The sequence below is a fragment of the Rhizobium sp. BK275 genome (assembly GCF_014193555.1).
In the GTDB taxonomy this organism is placed as follows: Bacteria; Pseudomonadota; Alphaproteobacteria; order Rhizobiales; family Rhizobiaceae; genus Rhizobium.
Map to the genome: position 1 here is coordinate 541,283 of NZ_JACHZL010000003.1, position 21,643 is coordinate 562,925.

General features: G+C 60.8%; 23 protein-coding genes and 1 pseudogene. 17 read left to right on the top strand and 7 right to left on the bottom strand.

What is annotated here, in order from left to right; all coding sequences use genetic code 11:
• The first annotated feature begins 72 nt into the window (after window positions 1-72).
• Together purM and purN are read left to right on the top strand one after the other, a co-directional pair.
• Window positions 73-1,146, top strand: coding sequence for a phosphoribosylformylglycinamidine cyclo-ligase (gene purM / locus FHT82_RS12575; protein ID WP_183730540.1), 1,074 nt, complete (start codon window positions 73-75; stop codon window positions 1,144-1,146).
• Window positions 1,143-1,808, top strand: a complete 666-nt coding sequence (purN, locus tag FHT82_RS12580; RefSeq protein WP_183730543.1) for a phosphoribosylglycinamide formyltransferase — start codon at window positions 1,143-1,145, stop codon at window positions 1,806-1,808. The genes purM and purN overlap by 4 nt, the downstream gene beginning before the upstream one ends.
• Before the next feature lie 99 nt (window positions 1,809-1,907).
• Here purN and FHT82_RS12585 read toward each other — a convergent pair whose 3' ends face one another.
• Entirely contained in the window at window positions 1,908-3,077 is a 1,170-nt protein-coding gene (locus FHT82_RS12585; protein ID WP_183730545.1) for an alpha-D-ribose 1-methylphosphonate 5-triphosphate diphosphatase, read from the bottom strand.
• 183 nt (window positions 3,078-3,260) lie between these two features.
• Between FHT82_RS12585 and FHT82_RS12590 the strand changes: the two genes are divergently transcribed.
• On the top strand, window positions 3,261-3,500 hold the full coding sequence (locus FHT82_RS12590; protein WP_183730550.1) for a type II toxin-antitoxin system prevent-host-death family antitoxin: 240 nt from the start codon (window positions 3,261-3,263) through the stop codon (window positions 3,498-3,500).
• Window positions 3,500-3,904, top strand: a complete 405-nt coding sequence (locus FHT82_RS12595; protein WP_183730553.1) for a type II toxin-antitoxin system VapC family toxin — start codon at window positions 3,500-3,502, stop codon at window positions 3,902-3,904. The genes FHT82_RS12590 and FHT82_RS12595 overlap by 1 nt, the downstream gene beginning before the upstream one ends.
• On the opposite strand, the gene FHT82_RS12600 is transcribed toward FHT82_RS12595, so the two are convergent.
• Window positions 3,901-4,491, bottom strand: a complete 591-nt coding sequence (locus FHT82_RS12600) for an NUDIX domain-containing protein (protein ID WP_183730556.1) — start codon at window positions 4,489-4,491, stop codon at window positions 3,901-3,903. The two genes, FHT82_RS12595 and FHT82_RS12600, sit on opposite strands and share 4 nt — an antisense overlap.
• A complete protein-coding gene (locus FHT82_RS12605) occupies window positions 4,488-6,611 on the bottom strand; it encodes a molybdopterin oxidoreductase family protein (protein WP_183730558.1) in 2,124 nt (707 codons plus the stop codon). Before FHT82_RS12605 ends, FHT82_RS12600 begins: the two co-directional genes overlap by 4 nt.
• Window positions 6,612-6,694: 83 nt before the next feature.
• Between FHT82_RS12605 and FHT82_RS12610 the strand changes: the two genes are divergently transcribed.
• A complete protein-coding gene (locus FHT82_RS12610; RefSeq protein ID WP_183730561.1) occupies window positions 6,695-7,564 on the top strand; it encodes a 23S rRNA (adenine(2030)-N(6))-methyltransferase RlmJ in 870 nt (289 codons plus the stop codon).
• Between the two features lie 57 nt (window positions 7,565-7,621).
• Window positions 7,622-8,218: a glutathione S-transferase gene (locus FHT82_RS12615; RefSeq protein WP_183730564.1), complete on the top strand. Its 597-nt coding sequence runs from the start codon at window positions 7,622-7,624 to the stop codon at window positions 8,216-8,218.
• A gap of 109 nt (window positions 8,219-8,327) precedes the next feature.
• Here FHT82_RS12615 and FHT82_RS12620 read toward each other — a convergent pair whose 3' ends face one another.
• A complete protein-coding gene (locus FHT82_RS12620) occupies window positions 8,328-8,960 on the bottom strand; it encodes an outer membrane protein (protein ID WP_183730567.1) in 633 nt (210 codons plus the stop codon).
• A 363-nt stretch (window positions 8,961-9,323) separates the two neighbouring features.
• Here FHT82_RS12620 and FHT82_RS12625 point away from each other — a divergent pair, with 363 nt between their 5' ends.
• The 5 genes from FHT82_RS12625 (at window position 9,324) to FHT82_RS12645 (ending at window position 13,840) form a co-directional block, all read left to right on the top strand.
• Window positions 9,324-10,091, top strand: a complete 768-nt coding sequence (locus FHT82_RS12625; protein ID WP_183730570.1) for an SDR family oxidoreductase — start codon at window positions 9,324-9,326, stop codon at window positions 10,089-10,091.
• Entirely contained in the window at window positions 10,088-12,130 is a 2,043-nt protein-coding gene (gene uvrC, locus FHT82_RS12630; protein ID WP_183730573.1) for an excinuclease ABC subunit UvrC, read from the top strand. The genes FHT82_RS12625 and uvrC overlap by 4 nt, the downstream gene beginning before the upstream one ends.
• A 110-nt stretch (window positions 12,131-12,240) precedes the next feature.
• Window positions 12,241-12,831, top strand: coding sequence for a CDP-diacylglycerol--glycerol-3-phosphate 3-phosphatidyltransferase (gene pgsA, locus FHT82_RS12635; RefSeq protein ID WP_183730576.1), 591 nt, complete (start codon window positions 12,241-12,243; stop codon window positions 12,829-12,831).
• Window positions 12,828-13,082 (top strand): molybdopterin converting factor subunit 1, encoded by a 255-nt coding sequence (gene moaD, locus FHT82_RS12640; protein WP_183730580.1) that lies wholly within the window; start codon window positions 12,828-12,830, stop codon window positions 13,080-13,082. Before pgsA ends, moaD begins: the two co-directional genes overlap by 4 nt.
• A 296-nt stretch (window positions 13,083-13,378) precedes the next feature.
• Entirely contained in the window at window positions 13,379-13,840 is a 462-nt protein-coding gene (locus tag FHT82_RS12645) for a molybdenum cofactor biosynthesis protein MoaE (RefSeq protein WP_183731019.1), read from the top strand.
• Here FHT82_RS12645 and FHT82_RS12650 read toward each other — a convergent pair whose 3' ends face one another.
• The gene (locus FHT82_RS12650) at window positions 13,841-14,737 is read right to left on the bottom strand and encodes a branched-chain amino acid ABC transporter permease (RefSeq protein ID WP_183730582.1); all 897 of its coding nucleotides are present in this window, start codon (window positions 14,735-14,737) and stop codon (window positions 13,841-13,843) included.
• Between the two features lie 67 nt (window positions 14,738-14,804).
• Between FHT82_RS12650 and FHT82_RS12655 the strand changes: the two genes are divergently transcribed.
• Entirely contained in the window at window positions 14,805-15,353 is a 549-nt protein-coding gene (locus FHT82_RS12655) for a CGNR zinc finger domain-containing protein (RefSeq protein WP_183730586.1), read from the top strand.
• A complete protein-coding gene (locus FHT82_RS12660) occupies window positions 15,350-15,856 on the top strand; it encodes a hypothetical protein (RefSeq protein ID WP_183730589.1) in 507 nt (168 codons plus the stop codon). Before FHT82_RS12655 ends, FHT82_RS12660 begins: the two co-directional genes overlap by 4 nt.
• Window positions 15,857-15,928: 72 nt before the next feature.
• Here the strand turns inward: FHT82_RS12660 and ndk are convergent, their stop codons facing one another.
• A complete protein-coding gene (gene ndk / locus FHT82_RS12665) occupies window positions 15,929-16,351 on the bottom strand; it encodes a nucleoside-diphosphate kinase (RefSeq protein ID WP_183730591.1) in 423 nt (140 codons plus the stop codon).
• 80 nt (window positions 16,352-16,431) lie between these two features.
• Complete coding sequence (locus tag FHT82_RS12670) at window positions 16,432-17,121, bottom strand: glutathione S-transferase family protein (RefSeq protein WP_183730594.1); 690 nt, start codon at window positions 17,119-17,121, stop codon at window positions 16,432-16,434.
• Window positions 17,122-17,385: 264 nt separating this feature from the next.
• Between FHT82_RS12670 and FHT82_RS12675 the strand changes: the two genes are divergently transcribed.
• From FHT82_RS12675 to FHT82_RS12690, 4 genes and pseudogenes are all read left to right on the top strand, one after another.
• Window positions 17,386-18,438, top strand: a complete 1,053-nt coding sequence (locus FHT82_RS12675; protein WP_183730597.1) for a GGDEF domain-containing protein — start codon at window positions 17,386-17,388, stop codon at window positions 18,436-18,438.
• A 93-nt stretch (window positions 18,439-18,531) separates the two neighbouring features.
• The gene (gene abc-f / locus FHT82_RS12680; protein ID WP_183730599.1) at window positions 18,532-20,418 is read left to right on the top strand and encodes a ribosomal protection-like ABC-F family protein; all 1,887 of its coding nucleotides are present in this window, start codon (window positions 18,532-18,534) and stop codon (window positions 20,416-20,418) included.
• 71 nt (window positions 20,419-20,489) lie between these two features.
• Window positions 20,490-20,621, top strand: a pseudogene (locus FHT82_RS12685) (polysaccharide deacetylase family protein); the annotation flags it as partial.
• An 89-nt stretch (window positions 20,622-20,710) separates the two neighbouring features.
• Window positions 20,711-21,637 carry a Gfo/Idh/MocA family oxidoreductase gene (locus tag FHT82_RS12690; RefSeq protein ID WP_183730602.1) on the top strand — a complete coding sequence of 309 codons (927 nt, stop codon included), beginning with the start codon at window positions 20,711-20,713 and terminating at the stop codon, window positions 21,635-21,637.
• The last annotated feature ends 6 nt before the right edge of the window (window positions 21,638-21,643 follow it).

Consider the following 21,643-nt stretch of genomic DNA (forward strand, 5'->3'; position numbering starts at 1 on the left):
CACTCTCATGCAATTGCGACCGGCATGTGACGCGGTCTTTTATCCGCAGCTTCAAATCCTCTGGAGATCATCATGAGCCAGTCTGGAAAAAACGGTCTGACCTACAGCGATGCAGGCGTCGACATCGATGCCGGCAACCTGATGGTGGAGAAGATCAAGCCAGCCGTGCGTTCCACGCGCCGTCCAGGCGCGGATGGCGAGATCGGCGGCTTCGGCGGCCTCTTCGATCTGAAGGCGGCCGGTTTCACCGATCCGGTTCTGGTCGCCGCCAATGACGGCGTCGGCACGAAACTGAAGATCGCCATCGACGCTGACTATCACGACACCGTCGGCATCGACCTCGTTGCCATGTGCGTCAACGATCTCGTCGTGCAGGGTGCGGAGCCGCTCTTCTTCCTCGACTATTTCGCGACCGGCAAGCTTGATCCGGATCAGGGTGCAGCCATCGTCGGCGGGATCGCTGCCGGCTGCCGCGAGGCGGGTTGTGCGCTGATCGGCGGCGAAACGGCCGAAATGCCGGGCATGTATTCCTCCGGCGATTATGATCTCGCCGGTTTTGCGGTGGGTGCCGCCGAGCGCGGCAAGCTGCTGCCGTCGGGCGATATCGCAGAAGGTGATGTTATCATCGGCCTTTCCTCCTCCGGCGTCCACTCCAACGGTTTTTCGCTGGTGCGCAAGATCGTTTCGCTTTCCGGCCTCGGCTGGGATGCGCCGGCCCCGTTTGCCGAAGGCAAGAAGCTCGGCGAAGCATTGCTGACGCCGACCCGCATTTATGTGAAGCCGCTGCTGAAAGCGATCCGCGAGACGGGTGCGCTGAAGGCGCTCGCCCACATTACCGGCGGCGGTTTCCCGGAGAATATTCCGCGCGTGCTGCCGAAGCATCTCGCTGCCGAGATTGATCTCTCCGCCGTCGAAGCTCCGCCAGTCTTCTCGTGGCTGGCCAGGACGGGCGGCGTCGAAGCCACGGAAATGCTGCGCACCTTCAACTGCGGCATCGGCATGATCGTCGTCGTCGCGCAAGAGAATGTTGCCGCAGTCTCCCAGGTGCTCGAAGCGGAAGGCGAAAAGGTGGTGGCGCTCGGCCGCATGGTCGCCCGCGCCGAAGGCGCTGCCGGCACGATCTATAAGGGCACGCTCGCCCTATGAGCTCGCCGCGCAAACGCACCGTCGTCTTCATTTCCGGCAGCGGCTCCAACATGATGGCCCTGGTGCAGGCGGCAAAATCGGCCGATTACCCCGCCGAAATCGTCGGCGTGATCTCCGACAAGGCGGACGCGGGCGGGCTTGCCAAAGCGGCGGCGGAGGGCATTCCGACCTTCGCCTTCGTGCGCAAGGACTATGCGAGCAAGGACGAGCATGAGGCGGCAATCTTTGCCGCTCTCGATGAGCTTTCGCCTGATATCATCTGCCTTGCCGGCTATATGCGGCTCCTCTCAGCCGCCTTCATCCAGCGCCATGAAGGCCGGATCCTCAATATCCACCCTTCCCTTCTGCCGCTCTTTCCGGGGCTCCACACGCATCAGCGGGCGATCGACGCCGGCATGCGGATTGCCGGCTGCACCGTGCATTTCGTCACCGAAGGCATGGATGAAGGCCCGGCCATCGGCCAAGCCGCCGTGCCTGTACTTGCGGGCGATACGGCGGAAGCGCTGGCAGGACGCATACTGACCATCGAGCATCAGCTCTATCCGCAGGCGCTCAAGCTCTTTGCCGAAGGCAAGGTGAAGATGGAAGGCGGCAAGGCGGTCGGGGCGGCAGCTTCCACTGCCGCCACCAAATCCCAGCTTATTTCGCTGATCGGCGACTAGAGCACTTTCGTTTTTCTTCGAATCACGAAAGCGCTCTATCTGCTTGTTTTTACGCAAAACCGCTGCACACTTTTGCTGGAATTGCTCTAAACCCTGACCTCAGGCCGCAAGGGCCTGAAGCGGGTGCAGCGTGCCGTCGCTATAGACGAACTGGCCGCCACGGAAGGTGGCGCGGACGCGATGGACATCGCCCGGCTCGATGACAACGAGATCGGCGCGCTGGCCAACGGCGATCTCGCCGCGGTCCATCAGGCCGGCGGAACGGGCGGCATTCGCCGTCGCCATGGCGACGGCGCCGGGAAGACCACCCTCAACCATTTCCGCCAGCTTAAAGATGCCGGGCACGAAGGCAGCCGGATGGTAATCGGCAGCGATCACCGTCAGCAGGCCGGCCTTTGCGGCATCGAGCGCGCTCAGATTGCCGGACATGGATTTGCCGCGCAGTGCATTCGGTGCGCCCATCAGTGTCCAGAGGCCGCGGCGGCGGGCTTCTTCAGCGGCCGGCAGCGTGACCGGGAATTCGCTGATCGTGACGCCGAGATCGAACATTTCGATGACCTTTTCGACGCTGTCATCGTCATGCGAGGCGAGCGAGAGACCGTGCTTCTTCGCGAGCGCGACGATATCCTTCAGCTTGGCGTCGATTTCCGGGTTGTCACGCATAGCGATGCGCTTGGCGACGACCTCGGCGGCCATTTCCTCCGATATGGCGCGGCGCTCGGAAATGCTCAGGATATAGCTCTTGATGTCGTTGTACTGGCCCTGCCCCGGCGTGTGGTCGGTCAGCGAGACCATGTCGATATGGCCGGCTTCCAGCAGGCGCTCCAACGCCGGTGCCGCACCGATGTTGGTGATCTCGTAGCGGGCATGGACACGGTGATCGATCAGCAGGTTATCGCGCAGCGTGTTGATGCCCTCGATGACGGCCGAGGTCGTTTCCAGCGAACGGACATGGCCGTAGACGCTTTCCGTCGCGAAGGAGACGGCGGCAAAAGCCGTGGTCACGCCGGCAGCGGCGAGCTTCTTGTCGAGTTCGTGGATACCGAAATCGATCGGCATGTGCGCGTTCGGTCGCGGCGCGATCTCGCGCTCGATCATGTCGCCATGGAGATCGACGAAACCAGGCATCAGCAGGCGCCCGCCGCCGTCGATGACGGCATTGGCGACCGGCTCCGGCCTGATTTCGGCAATCACGCCGTCTTCAATCCGCACGGAACCTTCACTCACCACCTCGTCTGGGAGAACGAGGGTGAAATTGCTGAGCCACATGGGCTTTCTCCTGGCCGTATCCGATGATTGTTGAAGGGCAGCGCATAGTCCCACTTCGTGACAATTGCATGAAGGGCTCCGAATTTCGAGGACTCGATTTTCGATCCGAGAGCCTCCACTTGGTCAACAAGTTGACCAAGTTCTTCGACTACCTTAAATTGGAGAAGTAAAAGGGTACGCTCCATGACAATCAAGGTTAAAGTAGCAGAAGCGAAAACCCATCTTTCCGAACTCCTGACGAAGGTAGAGGCGGGCGAGGATGTGGTCATCTCACGCGGCAATCACGTGGTGGCGCGCATCGTCAAGATTGATGACCGTCGCGAGCGGCTGGAAACTATCCGCGCATTGCGAGCAGAGCGGATGGAGCGTGCGACAGCCACAGCGGCCGAAATTCAGGACTGGCGTCGCGAAGGCCAGCGCTGATGCCCTTCGTTGTCGACGCTTCGATTGCCGCCGCATGGCTGCTTCCGGACGAGGAAAACCAGATTGCCGAACAGGCGCTGTCGCTTCTCGAAACCGAAGATGCGTTGGTGCCAGACCTTTTCTGGCATGAAATGCGCAATATTCTCATCATGGCGGAACGGCGCAAACGCATCGATAGCGGCGATATACTCGCCTGTCTGATGCGGCTCAGCGGTCTTCCAATTCGCACTGTCGCCAGCGAAGATCATCTTTCGATCATTCGGCTTGCCGGCAAGTATCAACTCTCAGCTTACGACGCCGCCTATCTGTCATTGGCTGTCGCACAGCGCGTTTCTCTCGCCACCGCTGATGTCCGTCTGCAGAAAGCAGCTCACAACGAGAATATTGCCGGGCTTACGGGTTAGGTCAGGCTGACCTTGTTCGCCACCACCCATTGCAGCAGCATGATCGTCTTGAGATCTATGATCTCACCCTTTTCGATCATCGCGACGGCGTGCGGCAGCTGGATTTCCAGCACTTCGATATCTTCGTGCTCGTGCTCCAGACCGCCGCCATCGGATGTGCGGTCTGCGGTATCGATTGCCGCTGCAAAGAAATGCACGATCTCCGTGATGGAGCCAGGTGCCGTGTAGGATCTGAACAGGAAGCGGACATCGCGAATCGTATAACCGGTCTCCTCCATTGCCTCACGGCGTATGGCGGCTTCAGGTTCGTCACCGTCGAGCAGGCCGGCGGGAACTTCGATCATCCAGGCGGGGTCAGCGTTCAGATAGGCCGGCAGCCGGAACTGCTTCACCAGCACGACCACATCGCGCTTGGGATCGTAAAGCAGGATGCAGGCGGCCGGCGTGCGGTGATAGACCTCGCGAGGCAGGCGGTGAGTTTCGCCCTTCCGGTCTGTATAATCGAGCTCATAGCCGACCAGCTTCGTCCAGCCTTCGGACAGGATTTCCTTGCCGACGATTTCCACTTTTGCCTTAGATTGCGTCATATGACGTCCTTGCGAAGCCAGACCTTGTTGTCATGGACGGCAGCGCCGCCATAGGGCGCCACGGGATCGGCGCCGGTGAGAACGTTGATCCCTTCGCCATCGACATGCGCCTTGTTGGGCCAAAGGCCCTCTGCAATCAAAACGCCTGGCTTGACCTCGGTCGTCACGCGGGCGTGGAGGCGCAGGTCGCCGCGCATATTGCCAATGCGGACGAGGTCGCCATTGCCGACACCGTTCGCCTCCGCATCGACGGGGTTGATCATCACTTCCGGGCGACCTTCCTTCTGGCGCGACGTCTTGGTTTCCGAGAAGCTCGAATTCAGGAAGTTGCGCGCCGGCGAGGTCGCCAGGCGGAAGGGATGCTTGGGATCGGCGAGTTCGATGACATCGACCTGATCCGGGAACGGCGGCAACTCTGCATAGGGGCCGAGCGTACCGACGGAAGCCGGCGGCTTGTTCGGCGCGGGATCGTTCACCCAGTCCGGCCGGAAATGGAACTTGCCGTCGGGATGGGCGAAACCATCGAGATAATGTGCTTCCTCGAAGGCGGGCTGGCGGTCGAACCATTTGTGTTCGAGGAAATAGTCGTAGTCCGGCAGATTGCTCGTGGCCAGCACGCGGTCGACCAACTCGCGCGCCGTGAAGCCGAAGCCGGGGCGATCGGCGACGCCGAGGCGTTTTGCCAGTTCCTCGATGACGAAGAGGTTGCTGCGCACCGTCGGCGGCGGTTCGACGAGCTTCTGGCCGAGCAGGATGTGGTTCTGGCCGCCGGCGCGGTAGATGTCGTCATGCTCGACGAACATCGTGGCGGGAATGACGATATCGGCCATGTCGGCCGTCTCGGTCATGAACTGCTCGTGCACGGCGACGAAGAGGTCGTCGCGGGCAAAGCCGCGCTTCACCAGTCGCTGTTCCGGGGCGATGTTCACCGGATTTGTATTCTGGATCAGCATGGCCGTGACAGGACCGCGATGGCGGAGCGCCACGGCATCGCCGGTCAGCGCACGGCCGATCTGCGACTGGTCGATCATGCGGATATCGGCATCCTTCATCGACTTGCCGGTCAGTTCCGCATTGTTCATGCGGAAGATATCGCTGTTCGAATGGAAGGCGCCGCCGCCCTCATATTGCCAGGAGCCGAGCACGGTGGCGACCGAGGCGGCGGCATGCATCGCGACCGCGCCATTGCGCTGGCGGGTAAAGCCGTAGCCGAGACGGAAGAAAGTCTTTTTGGTCGTGCCGACAAGTTTGGCGAAGGCTTCGATCTCCTCGACCGACAGACCGGTGACGGCCGCCGCCCATTCCGGCGTCTTCGCCTTCAGATGCGCTTCGAGACCCGAGGGATCGTCGGCATATCTAGCCATGTAGTCGCGGTCGGCATAACCGTCGCGGAAGGCGATGTGCATGACGGCGCAGGCAAGTGCTGCATCGGTGCCGGGCTTGACGATGAGGGCCATGTCGGCCTGCTTCATCGTCGGATTGTCGTAGATGTCGATGACGACGATCTTCGCGCCCCGCTCCTTGCGCGACCTGATCGCGTGGGTCATCACATTGACCTGCGTGGCAACCGCATTGGTGCCCCAGATGACGACGCAGTCGGTGCGCGCCATCTCGCGCGGATCCGGGCCGCGCAGCATGCCGGTCGCCATGGTGAAGCCGGTCCAGGCGGGGTTGGTGCAGATCGAGGAAAAGAAGCCGGAATAGCGCTTGGCGTGGCGCAGGCGCTCGATCGAGTCGCGCTGCACCCAGCCCATGGTGCCGGCGTAGAAATAAGGCCAGATGGCTTCGCTTCCGTCCTTCGCCTCGGCCTTCACGAAGGCTTCGGCAATCTCGTCCAGCGCGTCATCCCAGGAAATCTGCTGCCATTGCCCCGCCCCCTTAGCGCCGGCGCGGCGCAGCGGATGCATGAGACGATCCGGATGATAGAGGCGCTCGGCATAACGGGCGACTTTGGCGCAGATGACGCCTGACGTATAGGAATGGTCGTTCGCGCCGCGGACGCGACCGATACGGCCGTCTTCCGTAATATCCACCTCCAGCGCGCAGGTGGAGGGACAGTCATGCGGACAGGCCGTATGACCGATCCGGGATTTGGCGTGGATGGGGGTCGCAATGTTCATGCGATTTCTATATGCCAAGGCTCAAGCGGCCAAAAGGCACAAAAACTCCCTGTCATCCGAATTCATAGCAGGCATCAGCGAAAATGAACTATCGCCACATCTATCATGCAGGCAATTTCGCCGATGTCCTGAAGCACGCGGTGCTGGCGCGTCTGATCCGCTACATGCAGAAGAAGGACGCCGGCTTTCGGGTGCTCGACACGCATGCCGGCATCGGCCTCTACGATCTCTCCTCCGAGGAAGCGCAGAAGACCGGCGAGTGGCAAGGCGGTATCGGCAAGCTCCTGGAGACCGATCTCGGGCCGCAGGTTTCCGAGCTTCTGGAACCCTATCTCTCCGCGATCCGCGAACTGAACCCGCAGGGCGGCCTGCGCTTCTATCCCGGCTCCCCAAAGCTCGCGCGCATGCTGTTTCGCCCGCAGGACCGGCTTTCGGCGATGGAGCTCCACCCGGAGGATTTCGCACGGCTGCACCGCGTCTTCGAAGGCGATCACCATGCGCGCATCACCGAGCTCGACGGCTGGCTGGCGCTCGGCGCGCATCTGCCGCCGAAGGAAAAACGCGGCATCGTGCTCGTCGATCCGCCTTTCGAGGAGGACGGCGAATATGAGCGGCTGGTGGATGGCCTCGCCAAGGCTTACCGGCGCTTTCCCGGCGGTACCTATTGCCTCTGGTATCCGCTGAAGAAAGGCGCACCGATCAAGGACTTCCACGAGGCGCTGCAGGCACTGGACATTCCGAAGATGCTCTGCGCCGAACTTGCGGTGCGCAGCGACCGCGAGACGACGGGGCTGACCGGCTCGGGACTCATCGTCGTCAACCCACCCTTCACGCTGAAGGATGAGCTGCACCAGTTGCTGCCGGCCCTGAAGGACCATCTGGCGCAGGACCGTTTCGCCTCGCAGCGCGCCTTCTGGCTGCGCGGCGAGACGAAGCCTGCCAAGGCCGATTGACCGAATCTACGACGCGGGGGAATAGTCCCGTGCCATCCGCATTCCAAAAGGTGCCCCATGAAGCTTCTCTGCTCCCCGACCTCCCCTTTCTCCAGCAAGGTGGGCATGGCCGCCCGCCATCTCGGTCTCGAGATTGCGCAAATCCGGGTCGATACGAATGCGGGACCAGCGATCCTCGTGGACAACAATCCGCTCGGCAAGATCCCGACGCTGCTGACGGATGACGGCGTTTCCATCTTCGACAGCATCGCCATCATGCATTATTTCGACCGGATGACGAAGGGCGCGCTCTATCCTTCGAAGAAGCGCAAGCGCACGGACGCCGAAGTGCTGGAAGCGCTCTGCGACGGTGTCTGCGACTGCCTGCTGGCGATCGTCTACGAACGCCGCTTCCGCGACGAAGAAAAGGTGCATCAGCCCTGGATCGACCGGCAATGGAAGAAGGTCGAGACCGCACTGAACTATTTGGCCGCCAATACGCCGAAGCTCGGCAAGAAGCTGCATGGCGGGCATTTCGCGCTGGCCGCGACGCTTGGCTATCTCGACCTACGCTTCAAGGGCCAGTGGGAAGAAGACCATGCCGAGCTGATCGACTGGCTGCGGGAATTCGAAAAGAAATTCGACGGCTATGAGCAGCTGAAGCCGCAGACCTGAGAGACCTGCAGGACCTGTGAGGCCCCGGGACTAGTGAAACCTGGGATCGATGCAGACAACAAAAAAGCCGGGCTCGAAGCCCGGCTTTTTGTATTCGATACAGTCAGGATCAGAACTTGACGCCGATACCGACCTTGACGCTGTTTTCGTCGAAGCCGCGCGAAACGCTGCCGGAGTCGAGGTTGTAGTCCTTGTCCTGGTAGTCGGTGTAGCGGTATTCGAGACGCGTCGTGATGTTGTTGGTCACGAAGGCTTCGACACCGGCGCCGACCGTGTAGCCGTAGGCGGTCTTGCTGTCGGAAGACGTGCCGTCGGAAACCTTGGTGTTGGCGAGCGCCAGACCTGCCGTACCATAGAGCAGGAAGGGGTTCAGGTCGTAACCGACGCGGCCGCGGACGGAGCCGTTCCAGCCGGTCTTGTTCTTGATGCCGTCCTGAGTGACGTCCGCATCGCCGTAGCCGAGATCGGCTTCAGCGCCGTAAACGATCTGGCCCTGCTGGAAGTTGTAACCGGTGAAGAGCTGGCCGCCCCAATCATAGGTGTCACGGTCGGAACCGAAGCTGCCCATATTGTAGGTCGCTGCGCCACCGAGGTAGAAGCCCTGCCAGTTGTTGACCGGAGCCGGGGTTTCCTCAGCGACCGGCGCCTGCGGGACCTGGTCCACGGCATCAGCTGCGTGAGCTACCGAGAAACCGCCAACGGCAAGAGCGGAAGCCATGAGGCCAGCAAAGAGTATACGCATACTTTTCTCCTTTCAGTCCCGCGCGCTCGTCAATTAAACTTCGGCGAAGCATTCACGGGGGATTACTAAATGTCCCTTCCGGATCGAGAGTGAAATTGGAATGCAAATGCGGATTTGAAAGAGCCAAATTGTGATATCATTGTGGCTCCGCGACGGCAGAAATTCGATGTTGCTTGGTTGCAACATACCGTTTATTAAGGATAATAAACAGTTAAACTTACACTACCTATTTTAATAAATCGCGATTGCAAATAATACATAGAATATCCGGACCTCACAGGCAATGCTTTCGGCCTATTTATATAATCAGGACCTGCACTTATATAGTCAGCAACCAGACTCTCAGGACCAAAAGGCAGGATCTTGACCCAGAAAAGACTTCGCGCGGCGCTCGTGACGGGTGCCGCCAAGAGAATAGGCCGGGCAATCGCCGAAGACCTTGTTGCTGATGGATTTTCGATCGCCATCCACGCCAACACCTCGCTCGCCGAGGCCGAAGATTTTGTGGCGGAATTGCGGCAGAAAGGGCATCGGGCGGTTGCGATCAAGGCCGATCTCGCCAAAATCGATGAGACCGAAGGCCTTGTCGGGAAAGCGTGCGAGGCGCTCGGCCCGATCGATCTTCTCGTCAACAACGCGTCGATTTTTCTCGAGGATTCGCTCCGCAAATTCGATGCGCAGGTGTGGGACGAGCATTTCGCCGTCCATGTCCGCGCGCCTTCGATACTCGCCGCCAAATTCGCCGAACAGTTGCCGGAAACGGCCGCGGGGCTGATCGTCAATATTATCGACCAGCGTGTCTGGGCACTGCGGCCGAGCTTCTATTCCTATACCCTGTCGAAATCGGCGCTGTGGACGGCGACGCAGACGATGGCGCAAGCGCTCGCGCCGCGCATCCGCGTCAACGCAATCGGTCCCGGCCCGTCGATTCCGAGCGAGCGGCAATTGCAAGAAGACTTCCAAGCGCAGGTTTCAGCCCTTATCTTGAAGCGAGGACCTGAGCTCAAGGAATTCGGCCGAACGATTCGTTTTCTGTTCGAGACCCCTTCGATCACGGGTCAGATGATTGCACTCGACGGCGGCCAGCATCTCGCATGGCAGACGCCTGACGTGCTGGAGATCAAGGAATGAATGCCAAGAAGCTGCCGGATGGCGGTGTTCTTTACGACGAGACTGATGAAAACGACGACGATATCATCGAGGTGGAAGGCGATGCCTCCGCCTCGCCGATTTCGGCGTCGATCGACTGGAATGCCGGCAGCATCAACGAAACCGGCCTTGTCGGTGCCGATCTGATCGCCGAATTCGTCAAGCGTCTGCCGAACAGCCCCGGCGTCTACCGCATGTTCAACGAGGCGGGCGACGTGCTCTATGTCGGCAAGGCCCGCAGCCTGAAGAAGCGCGTCGGCAATTACGCGGTTGGTCGTGTGCATTCCAACCGCATCGCCCAGATGGTGCGCCAGACCGCCAATATGGAATTCGTCACGACGCGGACGGAAACCGAGGCGCTGCTCTTAGAAGCGAATCTGATCAAGCGCTTGCGGCCACGCTTTAACGTGCTGCTGCGCGACGACAAGTCGTTTCCTTATATCCTGATAACAGGTGATCACCGCGCGCCTGCCATTTTCAAGCATCGCGGCGCCCGCGCGCGCAAGGGCGACTATTTCGGCCCCTTCGCGTCTGCCGGTGCGGTCGGCCGCACGATCAATTCGCTGCAGCGCGCCTTCCTGATCCGCACCTGCACCGACAGCGTTTTCGAGACGCGCACCCGGCCCTGCCTACTCTATCAGATCAAGCGCTGTTCCGGGCCGTGCACGCATGAAGTCAGCGATGAGGGCTATGCGGAACTGGTTCGTGAAGCCAAGGATTTTCTGTCGGGCAAGAGCCAGAATGTGAAAGAGCATATGGCGGAAGCGATGAATGCTGCCGCCGAGGACCTCGATTTCGAGCGGGCGGCCATTTATCGCGACCGCCTCGCCGCACTTTCGCATGTGCAGAGCCATCAGGGCATCAATCCGGCCGGCGTCGAGGAGGCGGATGTCTTCGCCATCCATCACGAAGGCGGGATCTCCTGTATCCAGGTCTTCTTCTTCCGCACCGGGCAGAACTGGGGCAACCGCGCCTATTTCCCGAAGGCCGATCCGCAACTGTCAGGCGCCGAAGTGCTGAATGCCTTCCTAGCGCAATTCTATGACGACAAGCCGGTGCCGCGGCAGATCATGCTGTCGGAAACGGTGGAGGAACTGGAGCTGCTCGCCGCAGCGCTCAGCGAAAAGGCCGGGCACAAGGTTTCGATCCTCGTTCCGCAGCGTGGCGAAAAGCGCGATCTTGTCGAGCATGTCATCGCCAATGCCCGCGAGGCGCATGGCCGCAAGCTTGCCGAGACGGCATCGCAATCGCGGTTGCTGGAAGGCTTCAAGGACACGTTCGGCCTGCCCTACGTGCCGCAGCGTGTCGAGATCTACGACAACTCGCATATCATGGGCACGAATGCGGTCGGCGGCATGGTGGTCGCAGGGCCGGAAGGCTTCGTGAAGAACCAGTATCGCAAGTTCAACATCAAATCGACCGAGATCACGCCGGGCGACGACTTCGGCATGATGCGCGAGGTGATGACGCGACGTTTCTCCCGCCTGCTCAAGGAAGAAGGCATTCCGGATCGCAGCGCGCAGGTCTCTGCCACAGATGCGGCCGACATGCCCTTCCCCGCCTGGCCGGACGTGATCCTCATCGACGGCGGCCAGGGGCAGATGACGGCGGTGCGCGCGATCCTCGAAGAGCTCGGCATTACCGACAGCGTGATCGCCATCGGCGTTGCCAAGGGTGTGGACCGCGAGGCCGGGCGTGAGCGTTTCTTTGCGCCGGGCAAAGGAGGCTTCACGCTGCCGCCGCGCGATCCGGTTCTCTATTTCATCCAGCGCATGCGCGACGAGGCGCACCGTTTTGCGATCGGCTCCCACCGCGCGCGGCGCAAGAAGGAGATGGTCAAGAACCCGCTCGACGAGATCGGCGGCATCGGCCCATCCCGAAAGCGGGCGCTGCTGCAGCATTTCGGCACGGCAAAGGCGGTGTCGCGCGCGGCCCTTTCCGATCTCATGGCCGTGGAAGGGATTTCCGAGACCGTCGCCAAGCAGGTCTACAATCATTTTCACGACGACGCCGCGAAATAAGTGGGGCCGGTCGCAAATTCCACGCAAAGGCAGCGAAAAAGCAGAAAGAATGTTGACGGTCGAGGTCCAAAGCCGTCATCTACCGCCGCATCATCACAGAGAACCACTCCATGGCATCGCGTGCGTATAACATCCCCAATCTCCTGACCTACGGCCGCATCCTGGCTGTGCCGCTGATCGTTCTCTGCTTCTTCATCGAGGGCAAGCTGTCGATCAGCAACACCGCGCGTTGGGTGGCGCTGTGGATCTTCGTCATCGCCTCGATCACGGATTTCCTCGACGGCTATCTCGCGCGCATCTGGAACCAGACGTCAAATATCGGCCGCATGCTCGACCCGATCGCCGACAAGCTGCTGGTCGCCTCGATCCTTCTCCTGGTCGCGGCCGACCAGACCATCGCCGGCTGGTCGATCTGGGCGGCGATCACCATTCTCTGCCGCGAGATCCTGGTTTCGGGCCTGCGGGAATATCTGGCGGCGCTGAAGGTCAGCGTGCCGGTGACGCGTATCGCCAAGTGGAAGACGACACTGCAGCTTGTCGCCATTGCCTTCCTGTTGGCCGGCCCCGCCGGCGACGAGATTTTCCCTTATACGACGCAGACAGGCATCGCGCTTCTGTGGATCGCAGCGCTGCTGACGATCTATACGGGCTACGACTATTTCCGTGCCGGGCTGAAGCATATCGTGGATGACGAAGAATGACACGGCTTGTCTATTTCGCCTGGGTGCGCGAACGCATCGGCAAGGGAGAAGAGGAAATCGAGCTCCCCGCCTCCGTCGTCAGCGTTGCCGATCTTCTGAATCATTTGAAGGGCCTGGGCGAAGAATATGAGATGGCTCTTCAATATCCCGATGTGATCCGCGTGGCGGTCGATCAGGAGCATGTGGAGCATGACGAGCCGATAACAGGCGCAAAAGAGATCGGCATTTTTCCGCCGATGACGGGTGGCTGAAGCCAACGGCAGCCTGGCCGAGAGCCGTACAAATGATGGGATGATGGTCGTGCCACATCGCTACCCCCCTCTGCCCTGCCGGGCATCTCCCCCACAAGGAGGGAGATTGGCTGGGGGCGCCGGCTTCCCCAAACAAGAAATGTCGCGGCCCGGCAAAACGGTAGAAGGCCCGAGGGTCAAGCCGCTTGTGATCTCTCCCCTTGTGGGGGAGATGCCCGGCAGGGCAGAGGGGGGTGGGCACGGCACTCCATCACCGCATTCCTCGCGACGACATCAAGGCAGCAAAGGATTTTGCAGTGACGACTTCGCTCACCATCCGCGTCCAGCGCGAAGATTTCGACCTGCAGGCGGAAGTCGATAGGCTGTCCAAGGGCAAGCCCGGCATCGGCGCGGTCGTTACCTTTTCCGGCCTCTGCCGCGATGAGGGCGGCACGCTCTCGGCGCTGGAGCTCGAACATTATCCCGGCATGGCGGAAGCGGAGATGACCCGCATCGGCGAACTCGCGATCGCGCGTTTCGGGCTCGACGGCCTGACGGCCATCCACCGCTTCGGCAAGATTGCAGCCGGCGAGAACATCGTGCTGGTCGTCGCGGCGGCACCGCACCGGCAGGCGGCCTTCGACGGCGCAAACTTCGTCATGGATTTCCTGAAAACCTCGGCTCCCTTCTGGAAGAAGGAACATGGCAAGGATGGAAATACGGGCGACTGGATCGCAGCAAAGGACGCCGACGACACGGCGCGCGACCGCTGGAAATAGTCAGAGCACGACGCGCTCGCGGCGGCTCAGCACCAGCAGGAAAACCAGCAGCGAGAAAATGGCGAGATCGCGCCAGATGAAGGAGCCGTAGGCGCCCCAGAACGTTTCGACAAGCGCCAGGCCGGCGGCGCCGCCCGCCGAGCGCAGCGGATCGGAATAGCCGCCGACGGCCGCAATCATCAGCACCTTGAGGCCGAACATCAGTCCCGCGCCGAAATCCATCGATCCATAGTAGAAGGTAGCAAGGATGCCGCAGCAGGTGGCGACGAGGGCCGCCGCTGCATAGGATACCAGGAAGACGCGGCGGGCGCTGGTGCCGCAGAGTTCGGCGGCGAGCGGATCGTCGATGACGGCCCGCCACAGGCGGCCCCATACTGTGCGCTTCAGGATCAACGCACCGATCGCAATGATCGCACACATCAGGACCGTATCCAGAAGCTGGATATAAGTGAGCGTTACCCGGAAGCTGCCGTCGCTCCAGAAGGTGACGGTGTCGTTCAGCAGCGGTGGCAGCCAGATGGCGCGGGTATTGGCGGCAAGACGTGCCGTTTCCATCAGCACGATCATCATGCCGAGTGCTGCGACCATGACCGTATTCGGCGATTTGCTGGCGAGCGGCTGCATGATGGAACGGCCAATCCAGACCCCTGCCCCCACCGAATAGATCAGCGAAGCGCAGACGCCGATCGCTATCGCCGCAGGCAGCACCAGCCATAACCGGTTATAGGCCATGTCCGTGAAGAGCAGAAGCATCTGGCCGGCAAAGGCGATGATCGCCCCATAGGTGATGTCGGCTCGCTTGGTGACGCCGAAGGCAATCGAATAGCCGAAGGCAAGTGTAGCGTAGAGTGCTGCGAGCGGCACCGCATTCGCCAGTTGCTGCAGAAGATAGGCCATTCCCGAAACTCCGGATCGGCTTGAAATAATAACTGGCAAAACGTGTTTTACCAGTTATATTTTTCCCATGAGCTTTTCCTGGACCCTTCATCGCTTTTCCGGCGGCGCGCTGGCTCTTGATGTCGCCAACAGCGTCATCCTTCGCCACGACACGGCGCGCCGTATCGACCGTTTCGAGGCTGAAGGGCAAATGGAGCGTTTTCCCGAGGCGGCGAAGGAATTCTGCGCCGAACGGGCACTTTTTGGCGACATAGCGCCGGTTGGAGCGCAGAATAGAGTAAACTTCATCGAGTTGCGCGAGGCGACGGACCGGTACTTCCGGCAGCGCGTGCTCGAGGGGAACGACGACCGGCTGCTCGCCGATCTGCTGGAGGCGCTGGCGAGGACGCTGCGCGGCGCCACCGACAAGGGCCTTGATGCGGCAACAGCCCATTCGGTTTTGCGGCTGCTCGCCATGCCGGAACCGGAGCGGATGAAGATCTGCGGCAATTGCGGCTGGCTTTTCATCGACCGCAGCAAGAACAAAAGCCGAGCCTGGTGCGACATGGCCGTCTGCGGCAACCGCGCCAAGGCAAGCAGGCACTACCAGAGGAAAAAGAAGGAGGAGACGCCATGAAACGGCGTTCGATCATCACGGCCCTTGCGGCAGCGGGGCTCATGCTTTCCGCCTGCCAGCGTCAGGCCGAAACCATGCTGGAAGTGACAGGCCATCTCTTCGTCTTCAACTATCGAAACGCCAGCGCTACCTACCTTCTGACGATGAAGAAGACGGCGCCTATTCCCGACGGATCCACCATCGTCGCGGAGTTCGATAACCCGCAGGGCGGCGCGCCGCTGGTTTTGAATCAGAAGGTTTTTCCGATGGATGACAAGATTTCCGTCCAGAGCGAAAACCTGCACTGCGTGGTTAAGGACCGGCCCTATTCCGTTACGATCAAGCTTGTCGACAAGGATGGCAAGCTGTTGCAGGAACTGAAGGCGCAGTTCAAATCCGATCTCGACCAGACCGTGCTCCCGAGCAAGCCGCTGGTGCTCGGCGCGGGATACGAGAAGAACCCCGAGGTTTTCAAGCCGGATGGGACGACGGATTTTTCGAATACGGACAAGTGTCCAGCTTAACAAAAAAGCCGGGACGAACCCGGCTTTCATGAGTCAATTCAATGCATTCCCAGGGAATGCTCCGGCGCTGAATCAGCCGACGATTTCGGTGTCGGAGAACCAGTACTTGATTTCCTGGGCAGCCGTTTCCGGAGCGTCAGAACCGTGAACCGAGTTTTCGCCGATCGAGAGAGCATGAACCTTGCGGATCGTGCCTTCAGCAGCGTTTGCCGGGTTGGTTGCGCCCATGATTTCGCGGTTCTTCAGGATGGCGCCTTCGCCTTCCAGAACCTGAACGACGGTCGGGCCGGAGGTCATGCCTTCGACGAGTTCGCCGAAAAACGGACGTTCCTTGTGAACGGCGTAGAAGCCTTCGGCTTCGCGTTTGCTCATCCAGACGCGCTTGGAGGCGACGACGCGCAGGCCGGCATCTTCGAGCATCTTGGTGATAGCGCCCGTCAGGTTGCGCTTCGTTGCGTCCGGCTTGATCATCGAGAAGGTGCGTTCAATCGCCATAATTCGGGTCCTCATACTCAGGGAAAAGTGGGCGGTCTTTACCCGCCTCACCGCCCGAAAACAAGGGGGCTCCGGCAATTTCACGCCGCTGTCACAGTCCGGCCCCGGCTTTCATGAAGATCGAGGCAGCGTTCGAACCAGGTCATGACGGGGTCGTCCGGGGCCAGCATGGCGAGGCCGGCGGCGATGCGCAGCCACTGCAGCGCACCGAAGACGATGTAGTCGGCAAAGAGCGGGCTCTCACCGCCGATGAAGGGCTGGAACCGCAGCATATGGCGCATCGGTTCCAGCTTGGCGGCAAAGGCCTCCCGCTCCGCCTCGCGGCCGGCGGCGAATTCCTCCAGCGGCTTGCCGAGGCGGCTTTCGCGGCTGACCCGGAAATAGGCCTTGTCACCCTCATCGAGGATCGAGTGAATATCGAGAAGCGCAATCCGCATGATCGCCGGATGGATGATCATCTGCGAATAGCCCTCGACCATGCGCGACAGGGCCTTGCCGCCCTCACCCTTGAAGAGCGACGGACGGTCGGGATAAGCCTCTTCCAGGTAAAGGGCGATATCGAAACTGTCTGATATCAGCCGGCCGTTGTCATCCAGAACCGGCACGGTCTTGGAAAAGCCGCCGCCGATATCGGCAATGCGGCCATAGGTCGTCGGAACCTCTTCGAAATCGAGACCCTTATGGGCGAGCGCCATCACCGCCTTCCAGCAGTGCGGCGAGAAGAAGTGACGCTCGTCGGCACCGCACAGGGAATAGAGAGCTCTGGTCATATCAGTCCTTTCGCAATCGCAATTGGTTCATTCCACGCCCAAAAGCCGGTGCGATCAAATCAGGAATTTTCATGGCGCCATCACGGCTGCTGCTGAAACGGATACGGCCATTCCTGATCGGGACGCAGCAAGGGTGTATTAACCGGTTTTGCGGCTTCCCGCCGGAGAAGGTTTGAAAATTCAATGTCTCTTAAAAGCTTGCCTGCATAGCGGAAGCAGAAGAGCCGATGGCCCAAGAGAACCAATGGCAATGAGGGGATCGTCATGCCGACTGCCGCTGCAAATGCGTTGAATGCACGCGAGACCGCCCGACCGGCGTTGGCGAGCGATATCCAGACGGTCGCTCAGCACATGATGCGGCTCAATGTGGCAGGCCTGCCGCGCAATTATGAACTGTTCTACGAAGCGCTGATCGGCCTGAACGCCGGGCTGGCACAGGATATCGCGGCCCTTGGCCCGCATCCGCAGCAGGAGGCTCTGGACGAACTCGGCCTGCGTTACCGGCTCGTCGGCCACTACGGGCTGGCGGGCGACCACTCGCGGATCGAGGCGAGCCGCATACTCAAAGAAACGGCGGAGCGGCTCGCTGAAGGGCGCCTGCATCACCGGGCCTTCACGCGGGCCTGCGAAACCATCATCAAATCCGTCTCGGGCCAGCAGGACCACCAGAGCCTTGCCGATTTCATGGCAGAGGTCGAATATCTCGCCTCCTCACTTTCGGCCGTCCTTGCTGCAGAGCAGACGATCGGCACCAGGCTGGAAGAGGATATCGAACGGCTGACGACGCTGGAGCGCGGCATTTCGGCGGTGCAGACTGCTGCTGTCACCGACAAGATCACCGGCCTGCCGAACCGTATCGGGTTCAACCGCGCGCTCGACGACCTCTATGGTCAGGAGGACGGTGCGGCCGGCAGCGCGCTGATTATGATCGATATCGATGATTTCAAGGGACTTACCGCGCGCTACGGCATGCAGACCGGCAACAGGCTTCTGAAGAAGCTTGCCGGCCTCTTCCGCAAGACGGTGAAGAAGAATGATTTCGTTGCGCGCCTGGAGGCCGACGAATTCGCTCTCCTCTTTGCCAATGTCGGCATGCAGGATGCGCTGGCGATCGCCGAGCGGCTGCGCGGCTCCGTCGAGGATAACCTCGTTTTTGCGGCATCCGACACGTCGGAGGCGAGCGGCCTGACGATATCGGTCGGCGTGGCGCTGAGCGGCGATGCGGCAACATCAGGCCAGCTTCAGGCCAATGCCCGCGTGGCGCTGCTTGCCGCCCAGTCCAATCCGCGCCTGCCAGTGCAAGCCTTCGGCCGGTAAGGCGTTCGGCTATGAGCTATTGACGGCAAACAGTGGCAAACACGCCGCTGATCCATCTTGCCTTGGCGGCGGCTTTCGGCCAAAACCGCGCGCATGATCACGATTTCAGACATTTCCGCCCGCATCGCCGGCCGCCTGCTCCTCGACCATGCCAGCGTCTCGCTGCCGTCAGGCACGAAGGCCGGGCTCGTAGGACGTAACGGCGCCGGCAAATCCACCCTCTTCCGCCTCATAACAGGCGATCTGGGAGCGGAAAGCGGGACAATATCAATCCCCAAGAATGCGCGCATGGGCCAGGTGAAGCAGGAAGCGCCGGGCACCGAGGATTCGCTGATCACGATCGTGCTTTCCGCCGACAAGGAGCGCGCGGCACTGCTTGCCGAGGCGGAGACGGCGACCGATCCGCACCGTATAGCCGAAATCCAGATGCGCCTCGTCGATATCGATGCGCATTCGGCGGAAGCGCGCGCCGCCAGCATCCTCTCGGGCCTCGGTTTCGATCAGGAAGCGCAGGCAAAGCCCGCATCCTCCTTCTCGGGCGGCTGGCGCATGCGCGTGGCGCTTGCCTCCGTGCTCTTTACCGAACCGGACCTGCTGCTGCTCGACGAGCCGACCAACTATCTCGATCTCGAAGGCACGATGTGGCTGGAGGATTATATCCGCCGTTATCCGCATACGGTCATCATCATCAGCCACGACCGCGATCTGCTCAACAACGCGGTCAATTCCATCGTGCATCTCGACCAGAAGAAGCTCACCTTCTACCGCGGCAACTACGACCAGTTCGAGCGGCAGAAGGCGGAAGCCGACGAACTGCAGATGAAGGCCAAGGCCAAGAACGATGCGGCGCGCAAGCACCTACAGAGCTTCATCGACCGCTTCAAGGCCAAGGCCTCCAAGGCAAAACAGGCCCAATCGCGCGTCAAGGCGCTTGAACGTATGGGCACGGTCGCGGCCGTGATCGAGGATCACGTCCAGCCGATCACCTTCCCCGAGCCCGAGAAGCAGCCGGCCTCCCCGATTGTCGCGATCAGCGGCGGAGCTGTCGGCTATGAGCCCGGCAAGCCGATCCTTAGAGGGCTCAACCTTCGCATCGACAATGACGATCGCATTGCGTTGCTGGGCTCGAACGGCAACGGCAAATCGACCTTTGCCAAATTCATCTCCGGCCGCCTGGCGCCGGAGAGCGGCGAAATGCGTCTCGCGCCGAGCCTGAAGATCGGCTTCTTCGCGCAGCATCAGCTCGACGACCTCGTGCCGAACGAGACGCCCGTCGAGCATGTGCGGCGGTTGATGCCGACCGAACCGGAGGCCAAGGTGCGCGCCCGCGTGGCGCAGATGGGCCTTGCGACCGAGAAGATGGCGACGGCGGCGAAAGATCTTTCAGGCGGTGAAAAGGCACGCCTGCTGATGGGGCTTGCCGCCTTTCATGCGCCGAACCTCCTGATCCTCGACGAGCCGACGAACCATCTCGACATCGACAGCCGCCGCGCGCTGATCGAGGCGCTGAACGACTATGACGGCGCGGTCATCCTGATCTCGCACGACCGCCACTTGATCGAAGCGACCGTCGACCGCCTCTGGCTGGTCAACAACGGCACGGTGACGAGTTTCGAAGGCGATATGGAAGAGTATCGCGACCTGATCGTCGCTTCCGGCAAAAAAAAAGACGACGAAAAGCAGAGACAGCCTGAAGAACAGTCCTCGAAAGCCGACCAGCGCAAGCTGAATGCCGACAAGCGCGCCTCGCTTGCCCCTCTCAAGAAAAAGATCAATGAAATCGAATCCTTGACGGGCAAGCTGGAGAAATTGATTCAGGCTCTTGATGCGGAGCTTGCAGACCCGGCGCTCTACGAAAAGGCGCCCGCCAAAGCAGCCGAAAAGGCCAAGCAGCGCGGTGAAGCCGCCGCCAAGCTCGCTGCCGCCGAAGAGCAATGGCTGGAACTGTCCGCCGAATATGAGGAAGCGATGGCGAGTTGAGGCGCCATCGACCGTGCTTTCGGACAGCCGGGCCTTTCGCAGGCCCGGCTTTTTCATGCCTGAGAGACCGGATGCACGACATCCATAAACGCACCGCAACGATGTTGCCGACACTGCTTTCGAAACTCGAGGCGGAGGGTTACAAGGTAGTGACGCTGAAATTCAAAAAGAGCTCCGCACCGGTGGAAATGGCTTCGCTCTGACAAGGGCGGCTTGCCCGCGGATCGCTTTCTGATAAAACGGCGCACAATAAGTCATACTTTTAGCGAAACACCGAACGCGAGCAAACACCATGTCAGCCATCAATCTCGCCATCGTCGGCGTCGGCAAGATCGTCCGCGACCAGCATCTCCCCTCCATCGCCGCCAATGCCGATTTCAAGCTGGTAGCGACGGCAAGCCGCCATGGCACGGTCGACGGCGTCATCGCCTATACCTCGATCGACGACATGCTGGCAGCCGAACCATCGATCGACGCCGTTTCGCTCTGCATGCCGCCGCAGTACCGCTATGAAGCCGCCTACAAGTCGCTGGTCGCCGGCAAGCATGTCTTCCTCGAAAAGCCGCCGGGTGCGACGCTGAGCGAAGTGGCCGACCTCGAAGACCTCGCGAACAAGCAGGGCGCGACGCTGTTTGCGAGCTGGCATTCGCGCTACGCAGCCGCTGTCGAAGCCGCAAAATCCTTCCTTGCCTCGACCGAGATCAAGAGCGTGCACGTGATCTGGAAGGAAGACGTGCGCCACTGGCATCCGAACCAGGAATGGATCTGGCAGGCAGGCGGCCTCGGCGTTTTCGATCCTGGCATCAATGCGCTCTCGATCGTCACGCATATCCTGCCCAAGGCAATGTTCCTCAGCGCCGGCACGCTGGAATTCCCGGAGAACCGTGACTCGCCGATTGCTGCCGACCTGCATTTCCGCAATGTCGACTATGTTCCCGTCCATGCCGAATTCGATTGGCGCCAGACGGGCAAGCAGAGCTGGGACATCATCGCGGAAACGGCTGCCGGTCAGATGGTTCTGTCGGAAGGCGGTTCGAAGCTTTCGGTCGATGGCGAGCTGAAGTTCTCCGCCCCGGAAGCCGAATATCCGGCGCTCTATCGCCGTTTTGCCGAGCTCATCAAGGCCGGCAAGTCGGATGTCGATCTGGCACCGCTGCGTCACGTCGCCGATGCCTTCATGCTTGGCAAGCGGAAATTCGTCGAGGCATTTCACGACTGATCGGCC